General features: G+C 67.7%; 9 protein-coding genes and 1 pseudogene. 9 read left to right on the top strand and 1 reads right to left on the bottom strand.

Going from position 1 to position 12,943, the window contains the following annotated elements; translation table 11 throughout:
- Nucleotides 1-1,302, bottom strand: coding sequence for a S41 family peptidase (locus ACZ5PB_RS39075; protein WP_468698003.1), 1,302 nt, complete (start codon nucleotides 1,300-1,302; stop codon nucleotides 1-3).
- Nucleotides 1,303-1,703: 401 nt separating this feature from the next.
- Between ACZ5PB_RS39075 and ACZ5PB_RS39070 the strand changes: the two genes are divergently transcribed.
- The 9 genes and pseudogenes from ACZ5PB_RS39070 to ACZ5PB_RS39030 all read left to right on the top strand — a co-directional run bounded on the left by ACZ5PB_RS39070 (nucleotide 1,704) and on the right by ACZ5PB_RS39030 (nucleotide 12,814).
- On the top strand, nucleotides 1,704-2,426 hold the full coding sequence (locus ACZ5PB_RS39070) for a hypothetical protein (protein ID WP_468698002.1): 723 nt from the start codon (nucleotides 1,704-1,706) through the stop codon (nucleotides 2,424-2,426).
- A 212-nt stretch (nucleotides 2,427-2,638) separates the two neighbouring features.
- Nucleotides 2,639-4,015 carry a threonine/serine exporter family protein gene (locus tag ACZ5PB_RS39065; RefSeq protein WP_468698001.1) on the top strand — a complete coding sequence of 459 codons (1,377 nt, stop codon included), beginning with the start codon at nucleotides 2,639-2,641 and terminating at the stop codon, nucleotides 4,013-4,015.
- Between the two features lie 259 nt (nucleotides 4,016-4,274).
- Nucleotides 4,275-4,469: pseudogene (locus tag ACZ5PB_RS39060) on the top strand (transposase family protein); the annotation flags it as partial.
- A 124-nt stretch (nucleotides 4,470-4,593) separates the two neighbouring features.
- A complete protein-coding gene (locus tag ACZ5PB_RS39055; RefSeq protein WP_468697999.1) occupies nucleotides 4,594-5,073 on the top strand; it encodes a transposase family protein in 480 nt (159 codons plus the stop codon).
- A 147-nt stretch (nucleotides 5,074-5,220) separates the two neighbouring features.
- Nucleotides 5,221-5,466, top strand: a complete 246-nt coding sequence (locus tag ACZ5PB_RS39050) for a hypothetical protein (RefSeq protein ID WP_468697998.1) — start codon at nucleotides 5,221-5,223, stop codon at nucleotides 5,464-5,466.
- A gap of 918 nt (nucleotides 5,467-6,384) precedes the next feature.
- Nucleotides 6,385-7,302: a hypothetical protein gene (locus ACZ5PB_RS39045; protein WP_468697996.1), complete on the top strand. Its 918-nt coding sequence runs from the start codon at nucleotides 6,385-6,387 to the stop codon at nucleotides 7,300-7,302.
- Between the two features lie 388 nt (nucleotides 7,303-7,690).
- Nucleotides 7,691-8,365 (top strand): hypothetical protein, encoded by a 675-nt coding sequence (locus ACZ5PB_RS39040; protein ID WP_468697994.1) that lies wholly within the window; start codon nucleotides 7,691-7,693, stop codon nucleotides 8,363-8,365.
- Between the two features lie 47 nt (nucleotides 8,366-8,412).
- A complete protein-coding gene (locus tag ACZ5PB_RS39035; protein ID WP_468697993.1) occupies nucleotides 8,413-11,535 on the top strand; it encodes an amino acid adenylation domain-containing protein in 3,123 nt (1,040 codons plus the stop codon).
- Nucleotides 11,536-11,554: 19 nt separating this feature from the next.
- Complete coding sequence (locus ACZ5PB_RS39030; RefSeq protein ID WP_468697991.1) at nucleotides 11,555-12,814, top strand: FAD-dependent oxidoreductase; 1,260 nt, start codon at nucleotides 11,555-11,557, stop codon at nucleotides 12,812-12,814.
- The last annotated feature ends 129 nt before the right edge of the window (nucleotides 12,815-12,943 follow it).

The following is a 12,943-nucleotide window of genomic DNA, read 5'->3' as shown; positions in this document are numbered from 1 at the left end:
TCAGCGTCGGAGGGCCGCGACCGCGGTGTCGAAGGCCGAGTCGCGGTTCTTGGCGAATTCCTCCGGGGTGAAGACCGGGGTGCGCAGGTGGGGTGGGATGCCGGTGCCGTCGAAGGTGTGGCCCGTGCGGGTCAGGAGCTGTTCGTTGGGGAGCCAGAACGCCATGTCGTTGGGGAGCTTGCGTTCCAAGACGTCAGAGAAGACGCCCTGGGTAGCTTCCCCGATGCGCACGGTTCTGCCGGGCCGGTCGATGAGAGCCTGGGTGAAGGTCTCGGCCGCGCTGATCGTCGTCCCAGCAGTCAGCACCGCGACCGGGCCCGTGTAGCGGGGAGCGCCCTGTTCGGGTGTCACACGGACGGGCTGGGCAGGGGTGTACTGGGTGCGCCTGCTGTAGGCGAGGTACGGGGTGTCGGTGAGGCGTTCGGAGATGTGTACTCCGAGGGCCTCGTAGCCACCACCGTTGGTCCGTACGTCGATGATCAGCCCCTTGAGGGACACCGTGCGCTTTGCAGTGAGGATGCTGTCCAGCGCCTTGTCAAGCTCTGCCAACTGGGCAGCGTACGAAGGGTCCTTGGGGTGGAATCCGCCGAACGCTGAGATGCGGAGATAGCCCTGCTTGCCGGGCAGGTCCGCATAGCTGACCTGCCCGTTGGCGAATTCCTGCGGCTTGTTGCCATTGAGGTCACGCTGCACGACATGGTTCTTGACCTTGGTTTCCAGCTCCGGGGTGAGCAGGGTCGTGCCGGGACGTATCTGGACGAAGTAGCGGTCGCCGTCGTAGACGACGACATGGGCGTCGTACAGCGGCTTCACCATGTCACCGAAGAGGGAGAGCAGCTCGGTCCTGGTCGTTCCGGCGTGCACCCTGGGACGGAAGCTGTCCCGTACCGCGTGCCAGTCGATACCTTTGGCCGCGAAGAAGGGGTAGTTCTCCTCGAAGGTCTGCCAGAAGGTGTCGAACGTCGTGAGGGGGTCCTTGGCCATCGGCTGCCGGCACGCCTCCGGGAGCTCCGTCAGCCGGTGCAGCGTCCTGTCCCCCGACGAACCGGCCACGCGCAGCGTCCCCGGCTGCCGGACGGTGAAGACTGTTCCGCCGGCGGTGCTGTACGTGCCCGGGGCGGTCCGGGTCGCGACAGCGCCTTTCACACAGCTCACCGCTGTCGTCTGATACTCCTGCAGACGACCGTCCGCGATCGTCAGGACGGTGTCGTAGCCGTCCATCCGCCAGATCCCGTCGGCAGTCGCAGGCTGCGGTGCCGCCGCTGCGGGCGCCATCACCACACCTACAAGTACCGCTGTCATTAAGGCGGTTATGGCCTTCGAACTCCTGCGTCGCACAGTTCACCCTTCTTCGGAAGACCCATCGGTGCCGGAGGCTCTCGACGATTCGTCCCCGCACATGAAGGGCGCCGACCAGGCCGAGAGACCGGTAAGGGGCACAGCCCTCTTGATCCACTCACAACCTACAGCCACTCACTTAACAGACACAGGGCTTCCCGGTGACTCCTGACGACTCACCCAGCCCGCCCTCCGGGCTCGTTCGGCCCATCGCCACCCCCGCAACGGCACGCTCGCGCACTGCGGTCCTCGCCCGGATGCCCCTCGTGCGCGGGGCATCCGGGCGATGTCAGTGGCGGCCCGTGCGTGAGCCCATTGCGCGCCGATCGGGCACCAGTACGGAGATCCATTCACGTGAGCGGGTAATGGGCTGGTGTGGTCAGGGCCCGCTGTCACGAGAAGCCCACCGTGTCCGTACCGGCGAGGACCTGCTCACGCCGCTCCAGCGCTGGCCCTTCACCACTTCCCCCGCCTCGGCCGCTGACGAGCCCTCCCCGTTGAAGGCGGTGGGACAGCGGGTCGGTGCCGTACAGGTCGAAGGGATCCGGGCGGTCACCGCCACCTTCCGCGACCTCGACAACCGACACGGCGGCGCGCTCTCCCGCAAGGCGGCCATCGGGCAGCTCATCGACGCCGTCACCCTCCTCGACACCTGCACCTACACGGCGGCCACCGGGAAGGCGTTGTTCTCCGCGGTCGCCGACCTCGGCTCCGTGGCCGCATGGATGGCCTTCGACGCGTGCCGCCACACCAGCGCCCAGGCCCTGTTCATCACCGCCCTGCACGCCGCCGCCGAAGGCGACGACAAGGTGATCGGGGCGCACCTGCTGCAGTGCATGGCCCGCCAGATGTCCCACCTGGAGCACTTCAACGACGCCCTCGACGTGGTCGCGCTCACCCAGTACGGGGCCCGCCGCCACATGACCAAGCCACTGCGGCCGTGCTGGCCTCGCTCGAAGCCCGCTTCCACGCCATCCTCGGCAACCTCGACGACAGCGAACGTGCCGCCGGCCGCGCCCAGGACGCCTTCACCCGCATCACCGCCATCGAAGAGCCCGCCCACCTCGCGTTCTTCGGCGCCGCACTGACACCCCGACCCTCGGACGACACAGACCCCGGAGCGGCCCCGTCGCCGTCCCAGGCCGCAGTCGCCCCCCTGTGCCCCTTGGGGCGTGGGCCGCCCCGTATGGGGCAACGCGTGTCGTTGTCGTTGCGGCGAGCAGGCATGCAGCCTTGTTTGCTGTTCACTTCGATCAGAGGGGGGAACGGGTCAGTTGGTGCGAGCGGGAAGTGGGCGTGGGTGCGCGACAAGCAGGCACGGAAGCGGATTGTCCGTGGTGGGGAAATCCTGGAGCGACTGAGACACACCGCGTTCGATGGAACGGTGAACATCAGTCAGGAGTCCCTGTCGGACAGGGATGCCCGCCGAGTCATGGACTTCGCAGTGCAGTTGGGGCAGGAGCTTTTCCTGTCCGGGTTCGACACGCAGACCATCGAGTCGGCTGTGATTGCGGTCTCCACGGCTCTGGGACTCACACACCTGGACATCGACATCACCGCGCGCACTATTCACTTGCAGTACGCTCCGCCGCGGGCGGCTCCAGTCTCGATGATGCGTGTCACCCGGACAGTGGAGGATCCCCGTGATCTGCGACGGATGGCTGCCTTGCACCGTCTCGCGCAACATGTGATCGACGGTCACCTGGACGTGCGGCAGGCGCTCAAGGCACTGCGTCGCATCCAGGCCGTGCCACCGCCCTGGCCCTGGTGGGCACGTACCTTGGGCAGCGCAATCCTGGCCGCGTCGGTGACTCTGCAGGTCGGCGGTTCGGTATGGGCGGCGCTCACGGCGGTGGTGGTCTTCGTGGCGTGCGAGCGGACCGGCAGACTGTTGCGCCGTATTGCCGCGCCATTCTTCTTCGTTCTTGCAGCCCAGGGTGCGCTGGTGGTCGCGCTGGGCCTCCTGCTCCTCAACACAGGACTGGTCTTCCCGTACAGCACCGCGGTGATGGCCGCGAACTTGGTGGTGCTACTGCCGATCGCCCCGCTCATCGCCCTTCCTCAGGACGGCATTACCGGCTTCTCCCTGATGGCTGCCACGCGTGCGGTGAATGTGATTCTCTCGGTGGCAGGGATGGCCGTCGGCGTTGTCATCACGGCCGTGCTCGCAAACGAAGCGACCGTGAACCTGTACGCGCCGCGCATCAACCATGCCGTGCTGCCCGTCTGGGCGGGACTGGCAGTTTCCGCCATCGGCGCGCTGGCCAGCTGTTTCGCCATGGGAGGCACCCGGCGCCAGTTGCCCGTCGCGGTAGCGGCCGGCCTCGCGGCAGGAGCGGTGAACATGGCAATTTCCCACCTGCTCCACGTACCCGCACTCGCTATTCTGTGTGCCGCGATGGCTCTGGGAGTGGGAGCCGCCGTGTGCAGCCCTGCGCTGCGCGTACCGGCAGCCGCTGTAGTAATCCCGGGAACGACAGGAGCCCTGCTCCCCAGCCTCCAGGTGTACGAGAGCCTGACGCAGCTGTCCGTGGGACACGAAGGAGCAGGAGAGGCTGCTCTGCTCGCTCTTTTGGCCACAGCGGCCATTGGCGTGGGCGCTGTAGCCGGAGAGATCATGGGAAACTCCGTCATCCGGACACTGGTACGCCATCAGCCGCCGACAGGAACCCGCTGAAACAGAGACGCGCATCTGCCACCCACAGGTGACTGCAGAAAGTAACATCCGACTGGAACCCTCGCCTTGGTACGACATTCCGACCGAGGCCGACCACGGCACCGAGCATTCCGTCACGCGGCGCCTCGCCCCCCAACGGGCTCGTGCGCGGTAAGCGGTGGGACGCCGAGACCTCCTCCATGGCCCACCAAGGAGGGGAGGTGGGGAACGTGGGTCGGGCCGCGATCGTTAGCGTCGGATCACCGGCCTGACAGCCGATGTGATCGGTGAACTCATCGTCGAAATCGACCCGTTGTGGCATGCCCGCCACCAGGCAAGGCTTGCCTCCCGACCGCGGAAGCGAGCCGTGGGGGCCGGTGCGAAGCACCAGCTGGCGGTCATCGACCGACTGCTGGCCACTGTGGTCCACCTGCGCCATGGTGCGACTCACCACGTGCTCGCCTGCCGGTTCGATGTGGACCGCTCCACCATCAACGTCGATGAGGTGCGGCCCCTGCTTGCCGAGCGAGGCTGCACCGTCAGCCGGGGAGTGCGGCCGCGCACTCTTGCCGAGGTAGTCAGCCACCTCGGCAAGAGAGGTGAAGACCGGGATCATCGACGGTACGGAGTTCCGTGTCCGGCGACCCGCGGCCGGGCGCAAGGGCGAGGACAGTTTTGTTTCCGGCAAGAACAAGCAGAGCGCCGTGAAGGCCATGGTGGTCACCGACGGCGAAGGACGTGTGCTGTGGTGCAGTCCGGCCCGGCCCGCGAGCTGGCCGGACATTGCTCACGCCCGCCGGCTGGGCCTGGTCCAACTCCTCGCCGACGGACCCGTGGTGGAGGTCCTCGCGGATGCCGGCTGCCAACGCCTCGGCGCCCAGAGCGGCGGCCAGGTAGTGACGCCACCGCACCGCAAGTTCAAGAAGCACGCCCCCGACTGGAACCAGGACATGTACGAGCGTCAGCGCAAGGCACACTTCTCACTGCGCATTCCGGCCGAGCACGGCATCGCCCGCCTCAAGAGGTGTCTCTCCACTTACCGTGCACGAGCTCGTTGGCCGACGCGAGCCTCATCGTGATGGACACCCAGAGCATCCGTGTGGCCGTCGGCGTCCCGACCGCCACGACCGGCGAGGACGCGGCGAAACGGGTGCCGGAGCGCAGGAGATGCGCGGCCGTGGACGTACTGGTTCTCGTCGTAGAGGCTGTCGTCCTGCTGGCGTCCCTTGCACGACAACGCCGTCGGAGTCGCGCTGTGGGACGGCGTGGCCGCCCAGACGGACACCGTGAAGAAGGCTCTGGTCGGCCAGAGGTTCGAGAAGGCCGTCCTCGACCACGGCAAGCAGTACGACATCGACGTCGAGATCGCTGAGTGCGACCCGGCCGGCAAGGTCTTCGTCCCGCAAAGCCAAGCGGTGGATCGTGGAGCAGACGAACGGGATCCTGATGTTCTCCCGCCGCCCGGTCCGTGACTACGAGCACCGGCCCGACACCTCGCGCTCTCGCGTCTTCTGGGCGGTGACCCCGGTCATGACCCGTCGGCTCACCGGCGCCACCCTGCATCTGGGCCGCTGGCCGGGGACAGACCGCCCGCAGGGGAAGGAGCGGGCCCGTCATGCCCCATCAGGAGCTTGTGGCGTCTCTCTGCCTGGTCCGCCGTACCTCTGGCTGAGGAACCCTACCGGCCCCAGACCACCCGCCCCACACCCCGTCAGCTCCGGAGCCCCCCCGCCCCGGTACCGCTTCCTCATCCCGGCCATCAATACCCTGCGGGAATTGGCTCCACCCGGCCGACCTCGGGCGGTACGAAGAATCTCGACCCACGGGTTGGTGCCCTGCGGCGGATGGGTATGTTCTGCTGGTGAAGAGCAAGGCGGTCCGTCCAGAGTTGACGCCTTCACTGTTCGGTGGCGCTTCCTCAGCTCGGGCACAAGGGCTACGTGACGATTCCCTCATGAGTTCCCGTGCGCGATAGGCGGCGCAATGCGCGCTTGGCCGGGCTTCTGCAGGAGGCGGGCTGGTCCTCGGCTGAGCTCCTGAAGGCCGTGGGCCGGCACGGGGCCCGTTCGGGATTGACCCTGCGGTACGACCGCAGTGCGGTAGCACGCTGGAAAGCGGGGGCGCGCCCGCCTGCGCCGGTCCCCGATGCGGTGGCAGCGGCATTCAGCCAGCGCCTGGGCCGTCTTGTGACAGCCTGGGAGACCGGTCTGTCCGCAAGCCCGCCGCCACGGTGCACCGAGGCGGGTGCTCTGGCTTCGCTGGCGGACCTGTCCCGCAAGGACTCCGACGTCCGTGCGGGTCCGGAGTTGCTCCGTATTCCCTACACGCCGCCCACCGCACTGCACGACCTGGCTGGTCGGACTTCCGCTCCCCGTCGCGCCGGAGCCTCTGTGCACCCCATCGAAGAGGCGGATTCTGCGGTGCGAAGCCACTTGACAGACGTGTTCACCGACCTGACCGAAAGACACGGCGGGCGGTTCACTCGGACCATGCTCGTCTGCTACGTACGAGAGTCCAGTGCCACGCTGGCGAACATCCCCGTCGGTGAAGGAGCGTCCGAGGGCCAGCTGGCCGAAATGGCGAAGCTGGCGCACACATTGGGCGCGGCCAACGCGGACGCAGGCCATCAGTCACTGGCGCAGGGGTATTTCCGCAGGGGCTATCGTCTCGCCATTGAAGCCGGGAGCGGCAGTCTGGCTGCAATTTCCCTGCGCGCGCTGAGTAGTCAGGCACTGGAGGAGGGATACCCCCGTCCTGCTCTGGCTCTGGCGGAGAAAGCCTTCGGGCAAGCACGCGTGGAGAGCGATCCTGCGGTATTGGCATTTACTGGCGGCCTGAAAGCCCAGCTTCATGCGCTCCTCCACGACGAGTACGAGGCGCAGAAGCAGCAGGAGATCGCCGAGCGGTTCTACGGCGAAGTTCCCCAGGACAATCCTGTTCCCTTCTTGCACTACGACCGTGCCAGCTTCCTCTATCGGCATGCGCAGACCTCGCTCGCGCTGGGGCGTCTGGACGCCACCGTCGAGTCGCTGCTCGCTTCACTCGAAGCTCGTGACGCGGGCAGGAACCGCAGTTTGGCCCTCACGCACGCCCGGCTGGCCGAGACCTATCTGCGCCTTGGTCAGGTGGAAGCGGCGTGCGCCCATTGGGGGCGGTTCCTGGGCCTCTTCCCCTCCTTGCACTCACGGCAGACGGAGCGCGCCCTGACTGGCATGCGCCGCGAACTGCGCCGCTACGCCCGAGTCTCGGCAGCTGGCGAGCTGCTGCTCCGCGCTCAAGATCTCACGGCGGGGACGAACGGCTCCTGACGGTTGGAGTGTGCCTGAGGTCCCTCCCGGGGCCCTGGTGGGCGGGGTGTTTGACGCAACGAGTTCGGCTGCGCCGGCCGGCGGCTGGGGGCTGAAGGCAAAGGGATCATTCACGTCGTGATCGCTACCTCGTCGGCGCCCTGACATCACGCCCCTCCCCGACGAATGGGTGAGAGTGCTGTCCGACGGCCTCTTGCCCTCTCCGGATTTCACAAGCACGCAAGCGCACACCACGTGCATCGGCGAATCGTCGCGTCCGCCGCATCACCCCCACGGAGGCGGGGGCACCCGAACATGTGCCCCCCGGTCCGCTTCAGCGCCCCTTGTGGCGCACTTCGTCAGGGCCGATCACCTGTGCCGTGAACCGGCACTCTACGAGGGAGACCTGATGTCCGGCAGTGACGTGGACGCCCTGATCAAGAAGACAACCCCGGATGTGACCGCGCATGTGCACGGCAACCCGTTGCTCTCGTCGCTCTCGGCGGGGCAGGCGGGCGCAGCCGAGATCGCCCGGCTCGTGGCGGGCGAATTCCATGCACACGCGGCGGAAGTGGCGGCTTTCGCCACGCTTGCGGCGCGCTACCCGGCACAGCCGGTGGCCGGCTATTTCGTGGATCTGGCACGCCTGGTGCTCGATTGTGACGTCCCGCTGCTGGCGTGCGCAGAGGCGCTCGGACGGAGCGAAGAGGCGTTGCGCGGGCAGCGGCTGCCGGGTGGGATGCGCGACTTCGGCTCCTTCATGTCATGGCTGTCGCTGCGGGCAGGCCCGGCCGAGGCAGCTTGTGCTGTGCGAGCGGATCTCCTGCTGTGGTGCGGCGCCTGTGCGGCCCTGACAGAGGAGCTGGTACGGCAGGAAGCAACGCTGCCACGACCTGTCCTCGACTACTTCTCGCTGTTCCGAACGGCTCCGGAACGCTTCATCGACGAAGCCCGGGAGGTTGCCGCCTACGGTCTCGCCCGGGGAGAAGAGCCGGATCTGATCGAGCGGGGGGTCGCCCACGTCGAACCGGTTCTCTCCCGCTTCTGGGCAGCGGCCGTGCGGCCTCCCGCCCCCGCACGCTGATGCGCAACACAACTCACCCGAAACCCCACACTGAAAGAAGGCCTCTGATGACATCGGCACTGTCCTCCACCAACTCGCGACACCTTGACCTGGTAAGCCGGTGGAACAGCGAGTCCACCGAGTACCCGAGTGCAGGGTCCGTGCCGGAACTCTTCGAGCAGCAGGCGGCCGCCACCCCCGGGGCAGTGGCGCTGTGCCAGGGCGCCGAGCGGCTGACCTACGGCGAACTCGCCGACGGCGTCGCGCGGTTAGCCGATCACCTCGTCGATACGGGCGTGAAGCGCGGTGACCGTGTGGGAGTCCTGCTGGAGCGGTCTGTGGCCTGTGTGACGGCCGTACTGGCCGTGATGCGGGCCGGGGCAGCCTACCTGCCGCTCGACCCGACCCACCCGCGCCGCCGTCTGCTGCAGATCCTCGATGACGCCGACGTCAGCACAGTGATCACGGATGACCGCAACCGGCAGACGGCCGGGGGACGGGCAGTGATCGTCGGCGCAGACATCGAGTTCGAGCGCACGGGGGCTTCCGACAGGGTGTGTGTCGACGTCGATGTCGACGACGCCGCCTACGTGATCTTCACATCGGGGTCGACGGGTGTGCCCAAAGGTGTGGTGGTACCTCACCGAGGCCCGGTGAGGCTGGTCTGCCAGGGAGACGAACGTCTGCGGTTGACGGCCGAGGATGTCGTACTGGCGACCACCAACCCCACGTTCGACGTGTCGTGCTTCGAATGGTTCGGCGCGCTGCTCAACGGAGCTCGGCTGGTCCTTGCGGAAGTGGACACGCTGCTGGCCGCCGACGTTCTGGAAGCTACGCTGCGGACGGAGCGAGTCAGCGTGATGTGGCTGAGCGCCGGGCTGTTCCATCAGATGGCCAAGGTGCGCCCTCAGATGTTCGGCGGCCTGCGGTATCTGATCGCGGGAGGCGACGCGCTCTCGCCCGAAGCGGTGCGGCAAGTCCTGGCCCACGGTCGCCCCGGCATGTTCCTGAACGGCTACGGCCCGACCGAGAACTCTTCCCTGTCCACAGTGCACCAGGTCACCGAGCTGCCGCCCGAGGCAGAGACGGTGCCGATCGGAACTCCGGTGGCCAACTCCACCGCCTACGTGGTGCGGCCCGACAAAACCTTGGCCGAAGTCGGGGAGAGCGGGGAACTCTGGGTCGGTGGCGACGGTGTGGCCCTGGCCTACCTCGGCGACGAGCAACTGACCGCATCGCGGTTCGTCCCGGACCGCCCGGACAGGCCTGGCGCGACCGGACAGCTGTACAGGACGGGGGATTTGGCCCGCTGGCAGCCCGACGGGGTGCTGGAGTTCCTGGGGCGTGCCGACCGACAGGTGAAGGTACGCGGCTATCGGATCGAACTGGACGAGATCGAAGTTCACCTCAGCACTCACGACCTCGTGCGCGAAGCTGCGGTAACCGCTCAAGGGGAGACCGGAAACGATCGGCTCGTGGCCTGGGTGACCCCGCGCGACGGACATGACCCCAGCACACTCCCTTCAGCACTGAGGGAGTATCTCCGCGACCGGCTTCCCGTCTTCATGGTGCCCAATCCGATCCTCGTCCGCCCCCGCATGCCCCTGACACGCTCAGGAAAGATCGACCGCACGGAACTCGCCCGTGAAGCCACCGAGCACACCACCCCACGCCCGCACACCGACTCGATGCTGCGGACGCCTGCGGAGAGGGACGTGGCCGACGTCTGGAAGGGCATTCTGGGCTTCGCCGGGCACATCGGCCGGGATGATGACTTCTTCGCACTGGGCGGACACTCCCTGCAGGCCACCCAACTGGCTGCGCGCTGCCGCGCACGCTTCGACCTGCGTCCGCAGGACAGCCGCCACCTGATCCGCACCCTGCTGGCCAACCCGACCGTGCGCACCTTCGCCGCGCGCGTACAGGCACTGCAGGACACGCCGGAGACGGAGAACAGCGAGACCGCGGTGGACTTCGGGGCCGTCTCCCGCCTCGATGCGCAACTGCGCTTCCCCACCGCCCCCGACCTGCCGTCGCAGGGGCGACACGTTCTGCTCTCCGGTGCCACGGGATTCCTGGGCACATATCTGCTGGACGCCCTCCTGCACAGCGGTGTCGCCGAGCGGGTGCACTGTCTGGTGCGTGCCGACGACGAACAGGAGGGGGAGCGTCGGCTGGCGGCCAGGATGCGTCGCTACGGTCTCGATCCCGCCCGCATCAAGGAACGGGTCACGGTCGTGCCCGGCGACCTGGCAGCACCCCGGTTCGGGCTGAGCGAAGCAGCCTTCCGCGCGCTCGGCGAATCATCGGACACGCTGCTGCACGCGGGATCGCGGGTCAACTTCGCCTACCCGTACGCCGCCTTGGAAGCGATCAACGTAGGCGGCACCCACACCATGCTGGACCTGGCCCGCACCGGACCCCCGAAGGAGTTCCACTACGTTTCGTCCATCGCGGTCATCGCCGGATTCGGCACCGCAGGAGTGCGCCACGTCGAGGAGGACGCCCCGCTGGACTTCGGCGACCGGATCTCCCTGGGCTACCCGGAGACCAAGTGGGTCGCCGAACGCCTGATCACACAGGCCGCTCAGCGAGGTCTCGCTGCCGCCATTCATCGGCCCTACGAGATCACCGGCAGCCTCACCGACGGCGTCTGGAACACCGACACGATGATGTGCGCCTTGTTCCGCAGCATCGCCGAAACCGGACTCGCCCCCGCCATGGCGCTTCCGCTGGACTTCGTCCCCGTCGACTACACGGCCCGGGCCATCGTGCACATCCTCGCCCACCGCCGGGCCACGGGACACGCGTACAACATCACCAACGCCCACGACGGCCGCCTGTCCCTCCTGGTCGAACGGCTGCAGCACATGGGCTACCCGGTACGGACCGTGCCCTACGAGCAATGGGTGGCCCACATGGCGCAGCTCACCGCCCAGGACCCCAGCCAGCCAATGGCACCGTTCATGCCGATGTTCATCGAACCGGCTCGGAGTACCACCATCTCGGTCAAGGAGATGTACGTCGCCGGTACCTTCCCCGGCTTCGGCCGCGGCAACTTCGAGCAGGCGATCGCCGACTCGGGTCTGAACTGCCCGCCAGTGGACGGCGAGCTCATCGACTCCTATCTGCGCTACTTCGTCGACTCCGGCTACCTCCAACCGCCCGCCAACGTCCCCGCCCACGCGTGACCGACCGAGGAGGACCCCCTTGCGTATCGCCGTCATCGGAGCGGGCATCGCCGGTTTGACCGCAGCCTGGCTCCTGGACGAACTGCACGACGTCACCGTCTACGAGGCCTCCGAACGGCCCGGAGGCAACATCCATACCGTGCCCGTCCGGACCGAGCGCCACGGCACGGTGCGCGTCGACCTCGGCGCTCAGTTTCTGTCCCCGGGGGCCTTCCCCCACCACAGCACGCTGCGCCGGGCGATGGGGATCACCGACGTCGACGTCACACCGGTCCCGCTGACCACGACGCTGCTGCGTGCCGGTAGCGACGAGCCCCTGCTCGTCACCCCTCATGCGCCCACGGACGCGGCAAACGGCCGTAAGTCACTGACCGGACCGGCCTGGGAGGCGTTGGGCGCGTTCCTGGCTCAGGCAGGGAAACTCGAAGCCGACGACGCACCGCACACGACGACGGTCGCCGACGTGACCACCCGCCTCGACCTGCCCGAGTCTCTCGTACGCGATGCGATTCTGGCCTGGTGTGCTTCCTTCGTCGGCTGCACCCTGGACCAGGCCGCTCACATGCCCGCACGGGCAGCCGCCGCCTGGGCCACCCGTACTCCGCCCTCCGGACCGGAGACCTCCCCGACGTGGCACGTCCTCACAGACGGCCTCGGCACTCTCGTCAACCGGCTCTCCACGGCCCTGGGCGACTGTATCCGCTACAGCACGCCCATCCACCGGCTGTCCACCGCAACCGGCCGGCCCGCGGTGCTTCACGGGGGCGGCACGACCACCTACGAAGCGGTCGTCCTGGCTCTGCCCGCCCCACAGGCGGCACAGCTCCTGGACAGTTCCTCCGACCTCAACACCACGTCGGCGGCTCTGGCCTCATTCGTCTACGAGCCGACCACCGTGGCCCTGCACCGCGACGCCCGGTACATGCCTGCCGACCACGCGCACTGGTCGAACGTGTGCACCACCGGCAACGGGCGCTGGGCAGAGACGACTTACCGGCTCGGACCCAGCCTGGGCACTGACGTCTTCAAGAGCTGGATCACCCACCGCACCCCGCCCAGCGATCTCATCGCCTCCGCCTCCTTCCAGCAACTGGTGCCCACCGTCTCCGGCCAACGCGCCGCCCGGCAACTGAGGGCGGCACAGAGCCGGGGTGGCCTCTACTTCACCGGCAGCTACCTGGACGACGCCGACAGCCAGGAGGGTGCCGTCCGCTCAGCTCTGGAAGCGGTCAGCCCACTCTGCGCCGCCGGAACACGCGTCAACACCCTTGCCCCTTGAGGCAGCTCCGCACCTTTGCTCCTGCCATGGCACTCGGCGGGTTCCGGAACGGCCCTGTCCGTCCTTGAGCATCCACAAAAAACCCCCCCAAAGGCCCACCACAGTTCCACGTTTTGTTTGCCGGACCCT

It is taken from the genome of Streptomyces sp. NPDC032721 (assembly GCF_055579625.1).
This window is presented reverse-complemented; position numbering and strand designations above follow the sequence as displayed.